We start from the raw sequence: 21,828 nt of genomic DNA on the forward strand, positions 1-21,828 counted from the left end.
TAGACCTTGAAGAGTTTAATTTGTAACTGAACGAGCACGAGTTTGCAGCATAAGCCACGATTCAATGCGGGCACCGTAGCGCGCAAAGAGTAGCCGCGCACCCAGATAACTTACAACCGCACCCATTGATGCAAGAGCCGTCACCGCAAGCGTAGACGGCGTAAGAAGTGCTATGCCATAAAAATCGCGCAGGCCAATAATACCCGTTAAAAGACCTGCTACCACAACTACGATAAGTACCAAGCGAAGAGCTGTTAGGGGTTGCGCCAAACGTATAATTAAACAAAGTCCAACAAGTGCAGTTGCAATGAGTGAGGCAGTGCTGAGCTCTAACAAGCTTAGACCAAACAGTGGCGTGAAAGCTTTTGCAACACAGGCTCCCACCATAACCGCAAGCGAGGCTGGAGCGGCGTGTCGCACAACATGTACGATAAAGCTACCCTGCACGCGCTCATGATTGGGCTCAAGTCCAAGCACAAATCCTGGCAAGCCAATGCAAAACAAATTTATCAAGGTCATCTGGAGCGGATTAAACGGATACGGAGGCAAGAAAATACACAGCGCCGCAAGCCCGGCAGAAAAGAGTGTCTTTGTTAAAAAGAGCGCAGCTGAGCGCTGAAGATTATTGATTGAACGGCGACCCTCTGCTACAACCTCAGGCATGGCAGCAAAGTCATTCTTAACCAGCACAAGTTCTGCCACATTGCGCGCAGCATCTGAGCCCGCCGCCATCGCAATTGAACAATCCGCTTCTTTTAGGGCAAGCACGTCGTTTACCCCATCACCAGTCATGGCAACAGTATGCCCAGCTGCCTTAAGCGCCGATACAAGGGAGCGCTTTTGCTGTGGAGTCACCCGTCCAAAAATGCATTTGCCGGCGCAGGCCTCCCGTATATCATCATCGCTTTGAAGCGTGGTTGCATCTACCCATGCATCAGCATGCGGAATGCCCACATGCTTGGCAATATGTGCCACCGTGCGTGGATCATCACCTGAGATAACCATAAGTTTCACGCCTTGCTCAATAAAATAAGCAATGGTTTCTGGCGCTGAAGCGCGAATTTCATCGGTGATGCTGACAAAGCCAAGAGGCCTCGCTGCACCCTGAATATCACCTTGTGCATCAAAGCCATCAACCTCAGCAAGCACCAAAACACGTGCATGTGCCGAAAGCTTTTCAAGCTGAGGAGCAAGTGCGTTAACACTTGATGCATCAAGTATAAACTGAGCAGCGCCCATCACAAAACAACCCTCAGCAAACGAAGCGCCACTCCACTTTTTAGCCGAGGAAAACGGAATAAGCTGCTGGGCGTTCCATGGAACCAGCGCATGCGCTCGAGCGTACGCCAGAAGCGCTTTGCCGGTTTCGTTGGGGTCATCGGCATGTGCGTGCGCCAAGCTTGTGAGTATCTGTTGTAGGTCTGAAAGATAAACAAGCGACGGTGATTGCGCACCTGCAGCATCGTGGATTTCAAGCAAATGAATGTCTTCAACATGCATGGCGCCTGAGGTAATGGTACCTGTTTTATCCAAACATAAAACATCAACACGCGCTAAGGTTTCAATACAGTAGAGCTGCTGTGCCAATACATGACGACGCGCTAGACGCACGGTAGCAATTGCTAAAACCGATGAGGTAAGAAGTACGAGGCCTTGCGGAATCATACCTAGCAAAGCGCCAACGGTTGACAAAATGGCGCTATCTAAAACCCGTCCCTGTTGAACCTGATTAAGCAGCCAAGTGAGCATGCTGGGGCTATCAACAGCGCCGCCTGACAGTACATACAGCTTATGCGCACTCGCAATAAAAAGCGCTATACCAATAGGCAGCATGAGCGCGCCAGCAAAGCGAACAATATGCTGTAAGGTGCTCATAATCTCGGAGTTGACCTGCTTTACATACTTAGCTTCCATGTTGATTTTTGCAACATAGTTATCAGTGCCTACGTGTATTACCTGAGCAAGCACCGTTCCTGCATCAACAAAACTACCGCTCATGAGCGGCGAGCCCAGTGTTTTTTCAATGAGATTGCTTTCACCGGTTAATAAACCCTCATTAACCTGGCAGCTACCCGATACAACAACAGCATCAGCGGGAATTTGATCGCCTCTACCAAGGCGAATTATGTCATCACGCACAATAGCCTCAAGGTCTATGCGCTGCTCTTTTCCATCACGCATAACCCGCGCTTGATGAGTTGTCAATAACGTTAATCGATCAACCATACGTTTTGAGCGGATGGCCTGAGCCATTCCAATGCCCGTATTAAGAATAACAACGCCTAAAAAAGTCAGGTTTTTCCACGAACCGGTACTTATAACCAGCAAAGCAAGCATCAAATTAATGAGGTTAAAAACCGTGCAAAGGTTCTCGATAATAAGCTGCTTGATTGATTTAGTTTTAAGCTCAACGCGCCGGTTAACCTGACCTGCTAAAATACGCTCCTCAACTTCAGAGGAGCTCAAACCCGTAAGCGGCGTTTGGGTATCCAACATCTTATTTGACGCACGTGAGCACACATTATCTGAAATGTTCTGCGAATATGTCATGTGTTTCCAAATCGAGTGAACAACAAGAATTTGACTTGAAAGAGTCTAACATAGGAGTAAGTTTTACAAAAAATAAGAAATACTAAAGCGTATCTAACCTATGATTAACGTATCAGGCACATCAATTTTGCCTGCGTGCTTAGCTTGTTCTAAGAGAGATAAGAGCTTGTTCTCTTCCTGCAAGCGAGATATTTATCGTTGCCGGGCTATGCTGAGTTGGCTATAATGCAGATTTGCATGTGCCCCGTTAGCTCAGTGGATTAGAGCGTCTGCCTCCGGAGCAGAAGGTCGTAGGTTCGAACCCTATACGGGGCACCAGTTTTGATGCTTTGCTACCCTTTTCCTACATACAACAACTTGGTTTGTGACCAACTGAATACATTTTCTAACATGCCCCTGCAAAATAGAGCGCTTGGGATAGACTAGGCTGCACGCAAAAATGAGTTTACGTGGAGGATGCATGATTGCCATCTTAAAAAAGTCAGCACCTACTCAGGCTGTTGCTCACTTACGCCAGTGGATTGAACAAAAAGGACTGGTTACACACTATAGTGAAGGCGAAAATGAGATTGTCATTGGTCTTGTTGGTGATACTACCAAAATAGACCCCTTCTTACTTGAATCAATGGACATTGTTGAGCGTGTTCAGCGCGTCTCTGAGCCTTTTAAGCAGGCAAATCGTAGCTTTCAGCCCCAAGATAGCGTTATTGACTGTGGGCACGGTGTTTTCATTGGCGGCGGGCAATTTCAAGTGATTGCAGGTCCTTGTTCAGTTGAAGGCGACAATCTCATACAGATTGCCCGTCGAGTAAAAGCAGCGGGTGCAACCATGTTGCGCGGTGGTGCGTACAAGCCACGTACCAGCCCTTACGCATATCAAGGCATGGGTGAGGCAGGGCTTAAGCTCTTGCGTGAGGCAGCCGATGAGCTTGATATGCCTATCGTTACCGAAATTATGGATGTTCGCGATATTGAGCTCTTTGCAAACTATAAAATTGACGTGCTGCAGGTAGGAGCACGCAATGCGCAAAACTTTTCACTTCTAAAAGAGCTTGGCAAAACCAAAACACCTGTGCTGCTTAAACGAGGCTTGGCGGGACAAATTGATGAGCTGTTAATGGCTGCCGAATACATTATGAGTGAAGGAAATCCTCATGTTATCTTGTGTGAACGTGGTATTCGCACCTACGAAACACGTACTCGCAATACCTTTGATGTAAATGCCATACCGGTTGTGCATCACCTATCTCATCTACCGATTGTCGCTGACCCAAGTCATGCAACGGGTTACACGCGCTATGTTGGACCGATTGCCCTTGCAGCCGTAGCAGCAGGCGCAGATGGTCTTGAAATTGAAGTTCATGATTGCCCCAGCAAAGCTTGGTCTGATGGTGCTCAGGCGCTCACACCTGATGCTTTTGACAAACTCATGGAGCAGATTCGTGCTATCCGAGCAATCACGCATGCTCAACCGGCGCAGATAAGCTAAGCGTATGCAAGACATTCCACATACAACACAGCTCATCATAGATTCTCCCAGCAATACTAACGCACAAGCGCAGCAGCACAAACGTGTTGATACACCGGTTATTGGTATTGTTGGTCTTGGTCTTATTGGGGGCAGTTTTGCAAGAGCTTATGCAGCTGCTGGCTGGACCGTGTATGCCGAAGACCCTCATCACGATACCTTTGCTGCTGCATCAATTGAAACGATTTCAGGAGAGCTGAGTACAAACTGCATTGCACAGTGCGATTTGATTATTCTTGCCACGTATCCGCAAGCCTGTATAGACTGGCTGAATACCCACGCTCACGACATAGGAACACACCCTGTTGTTATTGACGCTGCGGGCACTAAACGCGAGCTCTGTACCTATGCCTTTGAACTTGCCAGCCGCGTTGGGTTTAGCTTTTGTGGGGCGCATCCCATGGCAGGCAAAGAAAACTCTGGTTTTGCACACGCGCGCGCAGACTTATTTCAGGGTGCCCCTATGGTTTTAGTGCCTCCTGCTCTTCCTGATATTGAGCGGCTGAACCTGCTCGACCGTATTCATCAGCTACTCAAGCCGGCAGGCTTTGCACAGTTCTCAGTTACTACACCCGAGAAGCACGATCGCATAATTGCCTTTACCAGCCAACTTGCGCATGTAGTTTCAAATGCCTATGTAAAAAGTCCAACCGCAGCGCACCATCATGGCTTTTCAGCAGGTAGCTACAAAGACCTTACACGAGTAGCACATCTCAATCCTACTATGTGGTCTGAGCTTATGATGACAAACCGTGATGATCTTTTAGAAGAACTTGATGTTTTAATTGCCTCTTTACGTGCCTACCGAGATGCGCTCGACTCGCAAGATGTTTCTGCGCTTTATGCCCTGCTTGCTGAAGGTGACACGCGCAAACGCGCGCTAGATGGCTCTAAAACCAGCTGAACTTCATCGTAAAGGAATAGCTATGCAACATATTTCTATCTCAGCGAAAAGTCAAAGCTACGATGTCGTATTAGGTGCCCAAATTCTCTCAAAACTCGGAACAATAGCAGCGCCTGTTGTTTCAGGACGACGTGCCCTCATTGTCTCTGACAACCACGTCTGGCCGCTCTATGGTGAGACCTGTACCACATCACTTGAAGAGGCTGGGTTTTGCGTACATTCATTTGTGGTACATGCCGGAGAAGAGTCTAAGCGTTTTTCTGTTCTTACGGATTTACTTGAATATGCTGCCTCTATTCCCCTTACCCGCGATGATGTTATTTGTGCACTTGGCGGAGGTGTTGTTGGCGACCTTACCGGCTATGCAGCGGCAAGTTATATGCGAGGCTGCGCCTATATTCAAATTCCTACCTCACTGCTTGCCATGGTAGATTCATCAGTGGGCGGAAAAACCGCGGTAAACCTTGAACATGGTAAAAATCTTGCAGGGGCTTTTTGGCAACCACGTGCAGTACTTGCCAGTATTGATTGCTTGGACACCATCGATACAAGCCTTCTTATAGATAGTCTTGGTGAGGTCATAAAATACGGTGTTTTGGCCGACCCTGAGCTGTTTTGCCTACTAGAGAACATGCCTCCCATACAGACACCTCTTGACTACGCGCGGTTTGAAAACATTATCGCTACCTGTATTGCCATCAAGCGCGATATAGTTGAAGCTGATGAGCTTGAGCATGGTCTGCGACAAACACTCAACCTTGGTCACACTATTGGACACGCAGTTGAAGCTGCCACAGATTTTACACTCGGCCATGGAAGCTGTGTAGCACTGGGTATGTGCATTGTTGCTCGAGCCTCAGCAGCACAAGGTCTTTGCCCACATGCAGTGGCTCAACGTATTGAGGCCGTTTGTGCTCAGCATGGACTCCCAACCGCAACCACACTTGAGCCAGATATGCTTGCAAAACTTGCCGCTTCAGACAAAAAGCGACATGACGCTCACCTCAATATGATTGTGATTGAAGAGATTGGTAAGGTTCACATCAAAGCGATAGCCCTCAGCGAACTTACCAGCTTCATTGCATCAGGTTACACGCCCTATGAGTATGCAAACACGTACAGCATATAGGCATTTCCTGGCTCGAACACACCACCATATCTGTCTCATGAGCGGCGCGTATACTGATGAGAATTCTTACATAAGGGAGTAAATATATGATTGCTACCATCACACCTCAAAAGCTCCACGGAAGCATCGACGCTATTGCATCTAAATCAGTTGCACACCGCATGATTATTGCTGCAGCTCTCGCAAACGGTGATACGCATATTAGCTGTAATACCAGCTGTGAAGACATAGAGGCAACCATTGGCTGTCTAACATCTCTCGGCGCGCGCATTACCCCCTGTGCCGACGGTTATGATATACACCCGCTCCCTAAAAGCACCGCCTACGGCCTGCTTAAGGCTCTTGCAGGGGCAACGCTTGATTGTGGTGAATCAGGTTCAACCTTGAGATTTTTACTACCAGTTGTAGCAGCGCTTGGCGGCGATGCACACTTTGTAGGACGAGGACGTCTCGTCAAGCGTCCCTTACGCCCGCTCTCTGATGAGATGATTGCTAAGGGTTGTTCTCTCAGTCAAACCGACGGACTCCCACTCACCTTGAACGGACGCTTGCAACCCGGTGAATATAGTCTGCCAGGAAACATTAGCTCACAGTTTATATCGGGTTTGCTCATGGCATTTCCACTCATGGACGGAGAAAGCTCGATACTCGTGCGCGGCACCCTTGAAAGCGCTCCGTATGTAGCACTCACCGCGCAAGTACTTCAATGCTTTGGTGTCACGGTAGTCGCTGAACCGAGCGAAGAAACAGTGGCACCCGAGCTCAAGCTGAGCACACAAGGCAACTATCGAACCTGCAAGACCTGCACGGTTGAGGGAGACTGGTCTAATGCTGCCTTCTGGCTTTGCGCCGGTGCTCTTGGCTCTTCCACTATCACGGTTTCAGGCCTGTCACATAGCTCAGCTCAAGGTGATCGCGCTATTCTTGCTATTCTTTCACGTTTTGGGGCTAAAGTTGGTCGTGTGGGTACATCAGCCTCAGTGAGACCCGATAAGCTTATAGGCTTTGACTACGATGCGCATGATACCCCCGATTTAGTGCCTATTATTGCTGCAGTTGCTAGTTTGGCACAGGGAAGCTCCCGCATTACCAACTGCGCACGGCTGCGCATTAAAGAGTCTGATCGCTTAAAAACGGTATGTCAGACTCTTCAGCAACTTGGTGCACATATTGAGATTCGCGGCGATGACCTGCTCATTGAGGGAGTTGATGAGCTAACAGGTGGTGATGTTGATGCTGCCGGAGATCATCGCATTGCCATGATGGCAGCTATTGCCGCCTCACGCGCCAACAATCCTGTGCGTATCCACGGTGCAGAAGCGGTTGCAAAGTCATATCCAAACTTCTTTGACCACTATCGCGCCTTGCGTGGTGTGGTTGAGCTGAGCGAATAGAGGCTGATAGCATGTCGTCGTTTATTGGCTCTGCAATAAAACTCAGCATCTTTGGGCAATCACACTCCCCTGCCATTGGCTGTGTGCTTGATGGTGTGCCTGCAGGTTATGAGCTTGACATGGAGCAGCTTCAGACATTTTGCAGTCGCCGAGCACCTGGTCACACGGATATTTCAACCCCACGCACCGAGGCGGATACACTTACCGTTCTTGGTGGCATTGCTGATGGTCATAGTTGTGGCGCACCCATTGCCATACAGATTGCTAATACCAACACCCTCTCGCGTGACTACAGTGAGCTCCGGCGTCATCCTCGCCCAGGGCACGCCGATTGGGTCTCTTATGTCAAATATAAAAACTGGCATGACATAGCAGGAAGCGGTCACTTTTCTGGTCGTTTAACTGCTCCTTTGTGTGCAGCGGGAGGTATTGCTCTTCAAATACTACAGCGTAATGGCATACACATTCAAAGCCATGTTGCGCAGATTGGTCCGAAGGATTTACATATTATTGATGACCCGCTGACCAATATTTCAGACCCATCATGCTTTGCTAAGCCGCCTAGCACTCAAGCGCAACAGCTTTTGGCAAACGAGCTTAGCTATGGACTTGCTATGCTCTCTTCTTCTATTGCAGCAAAAGCACAGCAAACAATACGCGAGGTTGCTGATGAGCTCGATTCAATAGGCGGTATTATTGAGACCGTTGCTTGGGGAATCCCCGTTGGCATTGGTGAGCCCATGTTTTCTGGTATCGAAAACGTCATTGCTCAGTTTGCATTTGGAGTACCCGCTGTTAAAGGCGTAGAATTTGGTGCGGGTTTTGCAGCCGCAGAAATGCTGGGCAGCGAGCATAATGACCCCTATGACCTTGTTAATAATGCTGTTTCTCCTATTTCAAACCATGCAGGTGGCATACTGGGTGGCATAAGCACCGGTGCCCCCCTTATCTGGCGCGCTGCTATCAAACCAACATCTTCGATTGGCCTACGTCAGCACACGGTTGATTTGGCTACCCAAACGACATCCTCACTCGTGGTGCATGGTCGCCATGACCCTTGTATCGTACCGAGAGCCGTACCAGTTATGGAAGCGGTTACTGCACTTTCCTTGCTTGACCTTATGCTCCAGGCAGGAGCGCTTACTCCACCCACCGCTCGTTCGTTATAATTTGTAACCCCTAAAGGATAACTATGGCAAATCTTGTACAAGCTCGTCAGCGCATAAATGAGATAGACGATGAAATATTGGCACTTATGCATGAGCGCCTCGATGTCGCAAGCCAAGTTGCAGCGGCAAAGCTCGAACAACATAAGGCTATCTTTGACCCCGCGCGTGAACGTGAAGAACTCCTGCGCTTAGCGCGCGCGAGTGACCCCAACCGCACTGCCTATACCGTCTCGCTCTTTCGCTTGCTCATGAGCATGAATAAAGCAGAGCAAGCACAACTGATGGCTCAGCATAAACCCCAACAAACACCGCGAAGCGAACAAGTTGCACAAGCGCTTAAAACCTATGACACACCCTTTCCTTCAATGATTCGTGTTGTATGTCAAGGAACTGAAGGTTCTAATAGCCAGCGTGCTGCCGAACGTTTGGTGCATCTGCCGCAGCTCAGCTTTGAAAAAAGCTTTGAGGCAGTTTGTGAGGCGGTACACGAAGGCAAAGCTGAGCTTGGTATTTTGCCTATTGAAAACTCAACGGCTGGCTCGGTAACTGCAGTCTATGACCTCTTAACACGCTTTAACTTTTCTATTGTGCGAAGTCTCCGCATGCGCATTGACCATGCTCTACTTGCTCATCCCGGCACAAAACTTGAAGATATTCGTACTGTTTACAGTCATCCACAAGCACTTGCGCAGTGTGCACGCTTTCTTGCTAAGCACTCCATTCAAGCACTTACTGCTGAGAATACCGCCATGGCCGCTGAGCGCGTAGCACACGATGCGCGACGAGACATTGCAGCGGTGGCCTCGGCAAGCTGTGCTGAGTTATACGGTTTAGAGGCAGTTGCAACTGAAATTCAAGATGCCCCTGGCAATTACACCCGCTTTGTTGCTATAAGCGATACTGCTCAAATTTATCCGGGCGCGCATCGTAGTTCTCTTATGGTGGTTTTACGTCATGAACCAGGGGCGCTCTATCGTGTGCTTGAGCGTTTGTATGCGCTTGACATTAATCTGGTCAAACTTGAGAGCCGTCCCATTCCTGGACATGATTTTGAGTTTGCATTTTACTTTGACCTCGAGTGTCCAGCTCCTTCCTCGGCGCTGAATCGTCTGCTTGACAGCCTTGATGATGTCTGTTCATATGTTCATTACCTCGGCAGCTATCGCGAGGTGGTTTAATGGCTGAACATGCAAATCGCTACGGGCTCCTAGGCCGAACCATCCCCCATAGCTTTTCTCCTCGCATTTACCCGCTCCTAGGACTTGAGTCGTATGAACTCTTTGAGCGTGAACCCGAAGAGCTACTACAGTTTTTGCACGAGCAAAACTGGTCTGGTATCAATGTAACCATTCCATATAAGCAAGCCGTTATGCCCTATCTTGATGAAATAGACCCTCTTGCTGCACGCTTGGGCAATGTCAACACGATTGTCCGCACGCCGGAGCGGCGCTTACATGGTTACAACACCGATTATCATGGCTTTTATGCACTATGCATGGAGCTGCCACATTCACTTGATAAAAAACCCTGCCTCATATTAGGTACCGGTGGCGCTGCAAAAACAGCAGCTTGCGTGTTAGAGGACAGGGGTCATACCGTCTATTTTGCAAGTAGAAACCCTCGTGCAGGCTCCTCTTCGCACCTAAGCTATGATGAGCTAGCAAGCTCTTCAATTCCTTTTGCGCTCCTTGTTAATGCAACACCGGTGGGAACCTATCCTCACTGTCCAAAAGCTCCCTTAACGCTTGATGCACTTCCTCATCTTGAAACAGTCATTGACCTTATCTATAACCCTTCCCGGACCGCACTTCTCATGGACGCTGAACGCCGTGGTATAGCTGCACTCAATGGTCTTCGTATGTTGGTGGTTCAGGCAGCAAAGGCATATGAACTGTATACGGGCAAGACCGTATCATCAGGCTGTATTGACCGGATAATACAGCAGCTAGATTTTGAGACAAAAAATATTGTGCTCATAGGTATGCCTGGCTCTGGTAAGACAACGGTTGGAAAAGAACTAGCACGCCTGCTTGGTCGCACGCACATTGATATGGATGATGCGTATACCAAGGCATATAAACTCAGTCCGCAAGATGCTATCAAACAGCTTGGCGAGCAAGTTTTTCGAACACAAGAGTCTCAGCTCCTTCAACAAATTGCTGCACGCTCAGAACAAGTTATTTCTTGCGGGGGCGGGGTTGTTGAACTTGACATAAACTACCAGTATCTTCATCAACATAGCACGATTGTTATGCTTGATCGCCCATTGGAAGAGCTTGAAACCTGCAACCGTCCCCTCAGCGCTCGCTATGGCGTAGAAGCACTTGCACAAAAACGCATGCATCGCTATCGCATGTGGTCTGATGTTTGTATTTCCTCGCAAGAAAGCGTTGTAGCAACAGCAAAAGCAATCAACGATGCACTTATTCATACACACAACACGTGCTCACATACGAAGGAGTAACCCATGAAGGTACTCATACTCAACGGCCCCAATATCAATATGCTCGGCACCCGCGAGCCAAACATGTATGGACATAACAGCTACGAGGATTTGGTAAAGCTATGCCAAAACGCGGCCGAAGAGCTGGGCTTTACTGAGCTTAGCTGTATACAAACAAACCATGAGGGCGCTCTCGTTGATGCCATTCAAGAGGCATACGGAAGCGTTGATGGCATTATTATCAACCCTGCTGCCTATACACACACAAGCATTGCCATCCTCGATGCGCTCAAGGCCGTTGATATTCCCGCAGTTGAGGTTCATATTAGCGATGTTTCTTCTCGCGAAGCATTTCGGCAGGTATCCTACGCAGGCATGGCATGTTTTGCACATGTAATTGGCGAGGGAATACAAGGGTATGTTCATGCGCTCAAGCTTTTGAAAGAGCGGCTCGCACAAAACTCATAAGCACTGTCTATAGCTATTCTTGTACGCTACAACAACTATACACCCGCAGCCTCATCAAGTAACTTACGTGCATGAGCACAGGAGAGCTCTGAAACCTCACCTGAGAGCATGCGGGCAATCTCTTGAACCCGCTCCTCATAGTCAAGCTCAGTGAGTGTGGTAACAGGGAGGTCTCCTTCGTGTTTTTGCACGAGGAGATGTTTTTCAGCCATGACAGCAATTTGTGCAAGATGCGTGACAACCAGCACCTGATGTGTGCATGCGAGGTTTTTTATAACGCGGGCTAGTGAGCGTGCAACAGCTCCGCCAACACCGGCATCAACCTCATCAAACACCAGCGTATCAACCTTATCAGCAGCACCTAAAACCAGTTTGGCGGCCAAAAGAACACGAGAAAGCTCACCGCCCGATGCAATGCGGCGCAAGGGGCGCGGGGTTAAACCGGCACCTGACCGATATAAAAACTCACCTGTCGCAGCACCCATACGAGTCCACGACGAGCGCGGCAATTCACGACTCTCCCATACCAGCTCCGCCGAAGCCATCTCAAGGCTTTGCATATGAGTCTGGACTGCGCGGCAAAAGCGCGGGGCAAGTTTGTTACGCAACAAGGTGAGCTTACGGGCTGCTGTTGCAAGTTCAGCCTCTGCTTCATCAACGGCCAATTGTGCGCGACTGAGCTCTTGATCGCGATTCTCACAAAGCCGTAGCAATTCAGCTGCCTGAGCTCGCTTTTGAAATACATCATCCATGGTAGGGCCAAAGCTGCGCATAAGGCCTTTCAGCTCCGACGCACGCTCCTGTGCACGTGCTAGGGCAGCTGGGTCAAAATCTATGGCATCGCGGTATCTGCTCAAATCGCTAACAACATCTTCTACCGAGATTGCAGCCTCGGTAAGGGTATCAACAAAAGCCTGCAGGCTGCTATCCACACGCGCCATACGCGTGAGTTCAGCAAGCGCACTCTGAAGTGCATCAAGCGCACCATTCTCTTCTTGAAGCGCTGCACGTGCATCTTCAGCGCACATAATCAGGCTTTCAGCATGTTCTACACGAGGTAATAGCTCTTCAAGCTCTTCAAGTTCTCCCGGTTGAGGTTGTACCTCATCAATGCGCTCCACGCTAAACCGTGCATCTTCAAGATGGGCACCCTCGGTTTGTACACGTTCTTGAAGCTCTTGATAGGCAGCAGCTGCATCCTCGGCCTTTTTTAGGGCTTCCTGATAGGCTGCAAGCACACCAGCAATCTGCTCGTGTCCCCATGCATCAACCATAGCCACGTGCTGGCGCATATCAAGCAAGCCATGTTGGTCATGCTGTCCGCACAAATCAAGCATGCCATGCATGCGATCAGACAACTCACCAACACTAGACGCTGCTCCATCGATACGAATACGGCTTCGCCCATCTGCGCCAATGCGGCGCTCAACCACCATGCCCTCAGTATCGTGCTCATTCACAAAAAAGCGACCACGTACCTGCGCTGAGCTAGCACCCTCACGCACCCAACTTGCGTCGGCACGCTCACCCATCATGAGCTTTAAGGCAGATAACAGCGCTGTTTTACCTGCACCTGTCTCACCCGTAAGCACCGTTAAACCAGCTCCGGGAGTTAGAGTTGCCTGAACAATGAGAGCAAGGTTTTCAACGTACATCTCATCAATCATTCGATAGACCTCCCGTTCTTACAAAGCATCATCTGAGCATATACCATGTGCAATTTGTTATTTAGCCTCTTCGAGCACCGTAAAATACCCTAGAAATGCTGGCATAAAAACTCTCTGGACCATACCATAATAGGCATACATCATAGTCACCGCGCTTTACCACCACGCGCTCAAGCTGACCAGGCACTTCAAGAAACTGACCATCGATTGCAACCTCAGGAATTGAAGGCCGGTCTTTTGAAATCTCAATTTCAATCACATCAGAGGCTGAGGTTATAAAGGCACGAGCTTGAATAGTATGAGGTGCAATGGGCACACAAATCATACCGGTATAGTCTGGGCTTACAATGGGGCCTCCTGCCGAGAGTGCATACCCAGTTGAACCAGTTGCTGTTGAAACAACAACCCCATCACCACGCAAGCGGTCAATATAGTTTCCCGAAACCTCCATCTTAAATGCTACCATCTCAGCATGAGAGCCCCGGGTAAGTGCCATGTCGTTAAGGGCATGCGCACGCGTAACGTGTGTGGTACCGGTATCATCAATAGAGTATGCAGCGCAAGCAAGCGTTGAGCGGCGGCTGAGCTGCATCTCACCAGACAGCGCATCGCTTACTACACTTCTCACGTCTTGCACAAGAGGACTTGCAGCGGTTAAAAATCCAAGGTGCCCGTATGCAAGCCCCAAAATGGGAATCTCACGATTTCCTACAAGATGCACCGCACGCAAAAGCGTGCCATCGCCTCCCAAGCTCACAACCAAATCAGCCCCATCGATATGAGGAGGGAGCTGCGTAGACAGGCGGTTATCAGGAGCCCACACAACATTGTAGCCTTGATCGGTCAGCCAGCTATCAAGGGCGCGTGTATCATCAATCGCCTCTTGCTTGTAACAGTTTGGTACGAGAAACACCTTCTTCATAGCTGCTTCCCCTTTTCTATTAATTGACTTACACGCGCACAGACGGCATCGGCACTTAGATGAGCCTGACAGCTCCCCCATAAGAAATACTCGCGATTACCCTTTGCACCTAAAATGGGCGAAACACAGATGTCCATAGGAATCAGTCCTGCATCAACAAAGCTATTGATAACACGGGCAAGTACCGTATGCCAAACATGCGGGTCGCGAATAACGCCACCTATGCCAACCTCGTGCACTTCTGCCTCAAATTGAGGTTTAACCAGCGTAACAAATATTCCCGCATCTGAAAGAAGTTCACATACCGCTGGCAAAATAGTGCTTATACGTGTAAACGAAACGTCACATACGGCAAAGTCAATATCGTGATAGCCAAGCGTAGGCACCGTGCGAATATTGGTTTTCTCAAGCAGGATAACCCGCTCATCATTGCGCAAATTCCAGTCAAACTGAGCCTTGCCCACATCAACCGCAATAACTGAGCGCGCTCCCCGCTTAAGAAGGCAATCGGTAAAACCACCAGTTGAGCAACCTATATCAAGGCAGTTCATACCGGCAGGACTCAAGCCAAAGCCATCGAGTGCACCTTCCAGTTTAAGACCACCGCGGCCTACATATGGAAGCTTGGTTTTAACATGAAGTGACAAACCCGGACGCACAAGCATGCCAGCCGAGCTTAAACGCTCGCCCTCAGCAGAAACAGAGCCTGCAAGAATAAGCCGAAGTGCCTGCGCTCGGTCTCGACAGATGCCTTGCGCTACCAGCTCATCATCCAAGCGAACCCGCGCCATTATGCAGGTAAATCCGTTGCCTGTGACGCTACATGAGACGTCTTTTGGGCTTCTTCTGCAGCATCAGAGCTTGATAAGGTGTCTGTTTCTGTCAACTGTGAATCAGTTTCTGAGAGCTGCTCATTGCCTGTAGATGCATCTTCTTTAGCAATAAGCAAATCAGCCTCACGCGGCGATAGCTCAAACTGATCAACCAACTCGACAGCTTCAGAACCCAAACTGATAGCCTCATCAAACAAATCAAGGGAGCGCTCAAGTGAAGTATCTTTTGAGCGCACACTTGAAACAATCTCATCAAGGCGCTCAGTAATGTCATCAAAGCTACGTGAAGCACGGTTACTCATGTATGTCATCCTTATTGAGCGGTGTTGCCTCATCTACAGCATCAGCATGCCACAAATCCTCAAGCTGAATAGCTCCAGCTACCTTGCCAAGAATGCCATTAACAAAGCGTGAAGACTCATCGGTACCATATGCCTTTGCAAGCTCTACCGCTTCGTTGATAACCACCGCATCATCAAGACGGTCTGCATTCTCAAGAAAGCGAAGCTCATATACCGCCAATCGCAAAAGATTGCGGTCGGCACCTGGCATCCTCTCAAGCGTCCAATTTTCTGACACCGCACGCAGAGCAGCATCAATACGCACGCGCGCTTCCCAGCAACCACGTGCAAGTGTCTCGGCATACGCTTCAAGCGGACCTGTTGAGAGCAGATAATCGCCATCAAGCACCTTCTCAACGCTTAATTGTTGAGCTTCTGCCTGAAACATCAGTTGCAATGCCTGACTTCGCGCCTTACTACGCCCACGCTCTACTCTATGAGATGCCACCGATTACTCCTTGGGAAAGACAAGGCCATCGATGCAGACATGCACCGCCGCCACCCGAACGCCAACCTGTGCATCAATAGCACGCACAACCGTATCGCGCACTTCTTGCGCCAAATCCTTAAAGGAGTAGCCAAAAAAGACAACCAAATGAGTGGTAATCTCAAGGGCATCATCAACAACTTGCGTCTCAACAGCAGGACCCACACTCAGCGACTTTGCCGAAAACATTGACACCAAATTAGACGCTAGGTCTTTTTGACCAACCGAGGCAACACCTTGCACTTCTTCAACTGCGCGAATAACCAGTGCTGCTAGCACCTCGGGGGCAATACCCATTCCCTCAATTGTAATCTCTTGCGACATAGCTACTCCTGAATTCGATACGTATACCTGCGCACACAACTCTTAAGCACGCGATACAAACTCTCCCGTGCGCGTATCTACCTTGATTTGCTCGCCCTCATTGAGATACATTGGCACCTGAACCTCGGCACCGGTATCAATCGTTGCTGGCTTATAGGCGCCCTGAACTGTATCGCCTTTTGCACCAGGAACTGTCTCGGTTACGGTTGCAATAATAAACATAGGCGGATTAACACCCATAAGCTCGGTGTCGGCATACAACAGCTGGCAGGTGTCGTTCTCGCGTAACCACTTTGAATTAGCGCCAACCATATCCTCCGGCACAGGAATCTGCTCATAGCTCTCATTGTCCATGAAAATATAATCATTGCCGTCGTTATAAAGATACTGCATTTCTTTAGTAATAAGCTGCACGCTTTCAAACTTCGTGCCAGCGTTGCAGGTATTTTCAACCACACGCCCCGTTTTGATGTCGCGGGTCTTATAGCGCACAAATGCGCCACCCTTACCAGGTTTTACATGCTGAAACTCAACGATGGTATAAATCTTATCTTTAATTTTGAGACCCATACCATTCTTGAAGTCTGCTGTGGAGATAGATGCCATGGCATACCTTTCTATGTAACACGATATTGCGTGTGTGTCGCTAACCGATATATTATAACGAATTTTGATACGCTTAGCAGTCTATGACGCATAGCTCATGCGTGCTTTGCGTGAAGGGTTCATAGCCCTTCTCGGTAACAACACCAAAATCCTCAAGACGAACGCCCCCAATGCCCGGCAGATAAATGCCTGGTTCGACGGTTATCACTGAGCCCGCCTCAATGATGTTTTTCACGCGCCCAAACACGGGCAACTCATGAATATCAATACCCACACCATGTCCAAGACCATGTCCATAATGCTCACCATAGCCTGCCTGAGCGATTAACGAACGCGAAAGCTCGTGAATATCGTTGCCCTCAACGCCTGCTTTGATGGCACGCGCGCACTCCTCATGCGTATGGCGCACAATGTCATAGATTTCTCTCTGCTGGTCGCTGGGTTTGCCAAGCACAACAACGCGGGTCATATCAGAGCGATAATCTTTATAGCTCGCGCCGTAATCCATAAGAACAAAGTCGCCTTTTTGAGCAATATACTCGCTTGGAATAGCGTGAGGATTTGCTGAGTTAGGACCTGCCGCCACAATTGATGCAAAGGCCAAACCGTCTGCTCCCGCCTCAAACATAAAGCGCTCAAGCTCGGTACGAATATGCTTTTCAGACATGCCGGGTTGAATGTAGGTGCACATATGCTCAAAAGCAGCATCGGTGATTGACTGAGCATGACGCATAAGCGCAAGCTCTTCTTCATCTTTAATCGCGCGCATGCGACGCAAATCAGCATGCATGAGCGGCAAAGAAACTGCCAACGAGCGGTCCTCAAGTGCGCGCACTAAACCCTGATGAAAACTCAGTTGCATATCATCTTCAATGCCCAGAGTTGTGGTATGTGTCTCACAAACGCGCTTTGCAACCCACTCAGGAATCGCTTGAGCATCCATGTCTAGTACCCAAGGATGCTCTGGTGCAAGCCTTTCTTCAAAGCTATTAATGTAGCGCGAATCGGTGTGAAGCCAAGAGCCATCTGCGGTAATAAAAGCAGCATGCGGATACTCACCCGTAAAGTCAAACACACCCGTGGCTCCGGTAAGCCATCGAAGATTTGCCTCATCACGGATAAGCACCGCATCATAGGAGCGCTGCTCCATAAGCTGGCGCACGTTAGCCAAGCGCTGAGCTATGCCCGAGCGGGGTGCCGCATTAGTTTTGGTATCCATATATGTTCCTCTCACATAGTTTATAAAACAACTGAGCTGTGTTCATACTACCCGACCAAGGTCAGAATTATTGTGCAGGCTCCAAAGACTCAGCTCGGCTCTTAAGATATGCACGAGCATGCCGCTCAAGCAGCTCCTCATCAACCACGCTCAAACGAATTGACCCAATCATTTGAGGTAAGGCAAATAGCAACCGATTTGACCGCTGAAAACGCGTGCGTTTAATTGCAGATAAGAAGGCATCTACCTCAACAGTAAAGGAAGGCTCTTCAATGCCCACGGCCCAAATCCTATCATCAACGGCAAACATGTCATCCGCTTCAAAGCGACCAGCTTCCACTGCAAGACGAGCTTCAAAGCGCATACCCTCAGCAAGACACTGTGTGTAAGAAAACTCAGACCCTACTAATGATTGTAGGGCGCGCGCAGTTGTCACGCCAAATAAAGGTGCAGATTGCGCCGAGGGACTAGGCGATTTAACCGCCGCCAAACGTGCTCCTTGAGCTGCACACAAAGCGTCTACGAGAGCAATTTCTTCGCCTTGCATAATCTGCTCAAGCTGTGCTTCGAGACGATTCCACGCGTGCTTGCTATCCATCAACGCCGAGCTTATTAGCTCAAGGTAGCCAAGTTGCAAACTCTCAGGCGTGGCCTCTTGTATAAAGTCAAGATTTGCTACAACTAAATCTGGGTGGGCATGCAGCCAAAGCATCTCAGCGTGTTTACTTGTTGCTAAACCACGCATTTGTGTGGCAGAGCACACCATAGCATCCAAAGTAGTGGGAACAAGTGCGAGCGCCACGCCACCGCACCAGTGAGGAGCACAATAGCTAGCAAGGCTGCATATATCCATGTTGCCCAAAGCCACAACAACATCATCTGCTGTAATGTTGTACTCATCAAGGTGCTCAAACAGTGCGTGGGCAACACTCAGATTGAATGGTGCTTCGCCTTCAGAAAGCACAACATCAAATACCTGAAAACCAGCGTCGATAAGAGCGCGTTGAGCTAGTACGCCCGCCTCAGCTTGGTGGGATTGTCCCATTAAAAGAAGTGCGCGCTTTGGCGTACCCACAATACTTTGCACAAGAGACCCAAGCTCAACAAGAGCATCTGGACCTACCCGATAATCACAGCTCATCTCAGCAAAATTTATGAGCTTACGACGAATCACAATAAATCACGCTCCAATAACAGCTCGGCAACCTCATAAGCAACGCGCGTAAATGACTTCCTACGAATATCTATTGTCATATCTGCCACTGCCTGATAGCGCGGCAAACGATGCCAAAAGAGCTCACGTGCATGATTGACCGATTGAAAATCGGGACGTGTATCAGCACGACGAATTTGGCGCAAAGAATCTTCCAAGTCACCGTCGAGATGAACCACATAGCCCATATCACGCATAAGCTCTATATTCTGCTCTGTCTCGATAATACCGCCACCACACGACACCAACAGTGACTGCTCAAGCGCTAAGTCTTGCAAAATAGCCGTTTCATAGCGACGAAACGCTGACTCCCCTTCGGATGCAAAAATCTGCGTAACGCTCATACCCTGTTGACGTTCAACCAAGCGGTCAGTGTCAACATAGCGCCGATGAAACATGCGTCCAAGATTTTTGGCAAGTGTAGACTTGCCCGCTCCCAAAAAGCCAACAAAAAAGATATGGTCACAGGTCTTACGTGGCAGACTTTGTTTAGAATCGAGCTCAGGCATACCCACTTATTCCTCACACGGAATATGCGCAAGTGCTGCCCGCTCAAAGATGCGCAACACGTGCGTATACCACATATCAGTCTGCGCTTGCGGCTTAACTAAAATGGTATATGCACCCGCCAAATTGCCTGACCATACATCGGTATACAGCTGATCACCAATCATAACAGCCTCTGCAGGTAAAACGTCCAAGTGCTTACAAGCGCGTTTCAGGGCAAACGGTAAGGGCTTGAGCGCATTGCATATATAACCCATGTCAAGCTCATGGGCAGAGCGTGCTACCTCACGTCGATGTATATTATTTGACACCATATAGAGCTTGATTCCAAGTGCACGCGCCTCATGAAGCCACGCAACTACACTTTGAGGCGCACATCGGCAATCAAGAGGCACGAGGGTATTATCGCGGTCAAGCAAAATTGCACGAATCCCGCGTGCTTTGAGCTCATGCAGGTTAATCTTCTCAACAGATGCAACATAGCGATGTGGCGCAAAGATACTCATGATTTGCTCTCCCGAATAGCTGCCTCATGCTCTTCATGCGTACGCGAAAAGCGTGTCAAATCTTTTGTAATAAAGAAGTATATATAATCGGTCGATGCGGGATTAAGTGCTGCTTTCATAGATGCGAGCGATGGAGCACAAATAGGTGTGGGCACCAGACCCTTATTGAGATAGGTATTATACGGACTTTCTTGTCTCAAGTCTGCCGCGCTAACAGGCCCTCCGGTAACGTAGCCCATTGTTGCATCAGACTGTAACAACATGCCAATCTTTAAGCGATTGTAAAAAACCGACGCAACATTGTAGCGCTGCTCATCATCGAGCGCTTCGCGTTCAATCATTGAGGCCATAATCAAGAAGTCGTAGTCACTCATCTCGATGCCGTACTGTTCTTTGATTGTATTGCGCGCGGCATTCATATCAAAGCTAGCATACTCATCTACATGCTGATTAAGTAGCGTACGAATAAGCTCATCTGCTGAAGGTTGCGCAGAAAAACTGTAAGTTTTGGGAAATAAAAAGCCCTCAAGCGAATCGTTTACCGCAGCCTCAAGGAAGGGATACTCTCCCACATAGTTTGAAGCCTTTGCTTGGTTGATAAACTCATCAGCAGATATACCAAGCGCCTCTTGAACTTTTGCGGCAGTTTGTTTAACCGTAAGACCTTCCGGAATGGTGAGCTTAAGACCTTGTATGTTAGAGCCTGCCATGAGTTGTTTGACCACCGACTCAGGGTCTTGTCCAACCTCAAACTCATACGTTCCCGGCTGCAGTGAAAGCTCAGCATTTAAGGCGCTCACCGCTGCATAATATGCCTTTGGGTCGTCTATAACGTGAGCCTTTGCAAGAATGGAGGCAATTTGGTCTCCCCCAGCACCTTGCGGAATAACAACTTCTACTTTTGTGCCCAATACTGGACTCTTTTCTGTTTGTCCAAAACGTGGCAGCACAAAAACAACAACGAGCACGCCAATAAGCACCAGCACTCCTAGCACACCAAAAACAAGGGCAAGCTTTGATGCGAATGATTTTGCCGGACGGCGATAGGGGTTTTGCTGTGCAAGGTTTATATGCGAGCTAGGAACAGCCCTCTTTGCGTGCACCGGCGCAGGCGTACTCTCACGAAAATGCGCGCCGGCACGTGGACGCTGTACCGAATTTGAACTATACCTTGGCTCCGTGCTCATGAGTGTCCTCTCGGTTTTGGGCATCAAGCCACACCTGCAAAAATAAGGACGCGGCAATCATATCTATCTTGCCCCGCATCTGCTTCTCGCTACAGCCTTGAGAAGATAATAGGCGTTTTGCCTCACGTGATGATAGGCGCTCGTCTACAAACACAAGCGGAAGCTGGGTTAGCTGTTGAATGTGGCTCGCCAGCTCACGCACATGAGCAGCTTGAGGACCTTCATCGCCTGAAAGCGTTTTAGGAAGACCACAAACCAATATATCTGGCTCGTAGTCTTCTAAAATACGGCGAAATGAGCGCGCGCCCTGCAACACCTCTTGAGTTGCTACAACAGCTACCGGATTTGCCAAGCGGGCTGAGCGATCAGATGCTGCAATACCGATACGTGTATCTCCTATGTCGAGTGCAAGCGCTACCAAATTACTAACC

At 49.0% G+C, this 21,828-nt stretch carries 22 protein-coding genes and 1 tRNA gene; 9 read left to right on the forward strand and 14 right to left on the reverse strand.

Features of this window, described 5'->3' with window-relative positions; translation table 11 throughout:
• Positions 1-15: 15 nt before the first annotated feature.
• Positions 16-2,550, reverse strand: coding sequence for an HAD-IC family P-type ATPase (locus KPC83_RS04260; RefSeq protein WP_253200869.1), 2,535 nt, complete (start codon positions 2,548-2,550; stop codon positions 16-18).
• Positions 2,551-2,791: 241 nt separating this feature from the next.
• On the opposite strand from KPC83_RS04260, the gene KPC83_RS04265 reads away from it, so the two are divergent.
• From KPC83_RS04265 to aroQ, 9 genes are all read left to right on the forward strand, one after another.
• Positions 2,792-2,868 (forward strand) — tRNA-Arg (locus tag KPC83_RS04265).
• A gap of 142 nt (positions 2,869-3,010) precedes the next feature.
• Positions 3,011-4,039 (forward strand): 3-deoxy-7-phosphoheptulonate synthase, encoded by a 1,029-nt coding sequence (gene aroF / locus KPC83_RS04270; protein ID WP_216278033.1) that lies wholly within the window; start codon positions 3,011-3,013, stop codon positions 4,037-4,039.
• A 4-nt stretch (positions 4,040-4,043) separates the two neighbouring features.
• Entirely contained in the window at positions 4,044-4,982 is a 939-nt protein-coding gene (locus tag KPC83_RS04275) for a prephenate dehydrogenase/arogenate dehydrogenase family protein (RefSeq protein ID WP_216278034.1), read from the forward strand.
• A gap of 22 nt (positions 4,983-5,004) precedes the next feature.
• The gene (gene aroB / locus KPC83_RS04280) at positions 5,005-6,111 is read left to right on the forward strand and encodes a 3-dehydroquinate synthase (RefSeq protein ID WP_216278035.1); all 1,107 of its coding nucleotides are present in this window, start codon (positions 5,005-5,007) and stop codon (positions 6,109-6,111) included.
• 86 nt (positions 6,112-6,197) lie between these two features.
• Complete coding sequence (gene aroA / locus KPC83_RS04285) at positions 6,198-7,505, forward strand: 3-phosphoshikimate 1-carboxyvinyltransferase (RefSeq protein ID WP_216278036.1); 1,308 nt, start codon at positions 6,198-6,200, stop codon at positions 7,503-7,505.
• An 11-nt stretch (positions 7,506-7,516) separates the two neighbouring features.
• Entirely contained in the window at positions 7,517-8,674 is a 1,158-nt protein-coding gene (gene aroC / locus KPC83_RS04290) for a chorismate synthase (protein ID WP_216278037.1), read from the forward strand.
• A 23-nt stretch (positions 8,675-8,697) separates the two neighbouring features.
• Positions 8,698-9,852 carry a bifunctional chorismate mutase/prephenate dehydratase gene (locus tag KPC83_RS04295; protein ID WP_216278038.1) on the forward strand — a complete coding sequence of 385 codons (1,155 nt, stop codon included), beginning with the start codon at positions 8,698-8,700 and terminating at the stop codon, positions 9,850-9,852.
• Positions 9,852-11,138, forward strand: coding sequence for a shikimate kinase (locus tag KPC83_RS04300; RefSeq protein ID WP_216278039.1), 1,287 nt, complete (start codon positions 9,852-9,854; stop codon positions 11,136-11,138). The genes KPC83_RS04295 and KPC83_RS04300 overlap by 1 nt, the downstream gene beginning before the upstream one ends.
• A 3-nt stretch (positions 11,139-11,141) precedes the next feature.
• Positions 11,142-11,585 carry a type II 3-dehydroquinate dehydratase gene (aroQ, locus tag KPC83_RS04305; RefSeq protein WP_216278040.1) on the forward strand — a complete coding sequence of 148 codons (444 nt, stop codon included), beginning with the start codon at positions 11,142-11,144 and terminating at the stop codon, positions 11,583-11,585.
• A gap of 35 nt (positions 11,586-11,620) precedes the next feature.
• On the opposite strand, the gene recN is transcribed toward aroQ, so the two are convergent.
• The 13 genes from recN to ruvX form a co-directional block, all read right to left on the reverse strand.
• Positions 11,621-13,252 carry a DNA repair protein RecN gene (gene recN / locus KPC83_RS04310; RefSeq protein ID WP_216278041.1) on the reverse strand — a complete coding sequence of 544 codons (1,632 nt, stop codon included), beginning with the start codon at positions 13,250-13,252 and terminating at the stop codon, positions 11,621-11,623.
• Between the two features lie 61 nt (positions 13,253-13,313).
• On the reverse strand, positions 13,314-14,174 hold the full coding sequence (locus tag KPC83_RS04315; RefSeq protein WP_216278042.1) for an NAD(+)/NADH kinase: 861 nt from the start codon (positions 14,172-14,174) through the stop codon (positions 13,314-13,316).
• Positions 14,171-14,965: a TlyA family RNA methyltransferase gene (locus tag KPC83_RS04320; protein ID WP_216278043.1), complete on the reverse strand. Its 795-nt coding sequence runs from the start codon at positions 14,963-14,965 to the stop codon at positions 14,171-14,173. Before KPC83_RS04320 ends, KPC83_RS04315 begins: the two co-directional genes overlap by 4 nt.
• Positions 14,965-15,309: an exodeoxyribonuclease VII small subunit gene (locus KPC83_RS04325; protein WP_216278044.1), complete on the reverse strand. Its 345-nt coding sequence runs from the start codon at positions 15,307-15,309 to the stop codon at positions 14,965-14,967. The genes KPC83_RS04320 and KPC83_RS04325 overlap by 1 nt, the downstream gene beginning before the upstream one ends.
• The gene (nusB, locus tag KPC83_RS04330; RefSeq protein WP_216278045.1) at positions 15,302-15,796 is read right to left on the reverse strand and encodes a transcription antitermination factor NusB; all 495 of its coding nucleotides are present in this window, start codon (positions 15,794-15,796) and stop codon (positions 15,302-15,304) included. Before nusB ends, KPC83_RS04325 begins: the two co-directional genes overlap by 8 nt.
• A 3-nt stretch (positions 15,797-15,799) precedes the next feature.
• Complete coding sequence (locus tag KPC83_RS04335; protein ID WP_216278046.1) at positions 15,800-16,159, reverse strand: Asp23/Gls24 family envelope stress response protein; 360 nt, start codon at positions 16,157-16,159, stop codon at positions 15,800-15,802.
• A 42-nt stretch (positions 16,160-16,201) separates the two neighbouring features.
• Positions 16,202-16,765: an elongation factor P gene (gene efp, locus KPC83_RS04340; RefSeq protein WP_216278047.1), complete on the reverse strand. Its 564-nt coding sequence runs from the start codon at positions 16,763-16,765 to the stop codon at positions 16,202-16,204.
• Positions 16,766-16,838: 73 nt separating this feature from the next.
• Positions 16,839-17,984 (reverse strand): Xaa-Pro peptidase family protein, encoded by a 1,146-nt coding sequence (locus KPC83_RS04345; protein ID WP_216278048.1) that lies wholly within the window; start codon positions 17,982-17,984, stop codon positions 16,839-16,841.
• 67 nt (positions 17,985-18,051) lie between these two features.
• Positions 18,052-19,158, reverse strand: coding sequence for a hypothetical protein (locus KPC83_RS04350; RefSeq protein ID WP_216278049.1), 1,107 nt, complete (start codon positions 19,156-19,158; stop codon positions 18,052-18,054).
• Positions 19,155-19,706: a shikimate kinase gene (locus KPC83_RS04355; RefSeq protein ID WP_216278050.1), complete on the reverse strand. Its 552-nt coding sequence runs from the start codon at positions 19,704-19,706 to the stop codon at positions 19,155-19,157. Before KPC83_RS04355 ends, KPC83_RS04350 begins: the two co-directional genes overlap by 4 nt.
• 6 nt (positions 19,707-19,712) lie before the next feature.
• Entirely contained in the window at positions 19,713-20,210 is a 498-nt protein-coding gene (locus KPC83_RS04360; protein WP_216278051.1) for a YqeG family HAD IIIA-type phosphatase, read from the reverse strand.
• Positions 20,207-21,397 carry an endolytic transglycosylase MltG gene (gene mltG, locus KPC83_RS04365; RefSeq protein ID WP_253200870.1) on the reverse strand — a complete coding sequence of 397 codons (1,191 nt, stop codon included), beginning with the start codon at positions 21,395-21,397 and terminating at the stop codon, positions 20,207-20,209. Before mltG ends, KPC83_RS04360 begins: the two co-directional genes overlap by 4 nt.
• Positions 21,375-21,818: a Holliday junction resolvase RuvX gene (gene ruvX / locus KPC83_RS04370; protein ID WP_216278052.1), complete on the reverse strand. Its 444-nt coding sequence runs from the start codon at positions 21,816-21,818 to the stop codon at positions 21,375-21,377. Before ruvX ends, mltG begins: the two co-directional genes overlap by 23 nt.
• Positions 21,819-21,828 lie beyond the last annotated feature (10 nt).

Source organism: Collinsella sp. zg1085 (assembly GCF_018889955.1).
Taxonomy (GTDB): domain Bacteria; phylum Actinomycetota; class Coriobacteriia; order Coriobacteriales; family Coriobacteriaceae; genus Collinsella.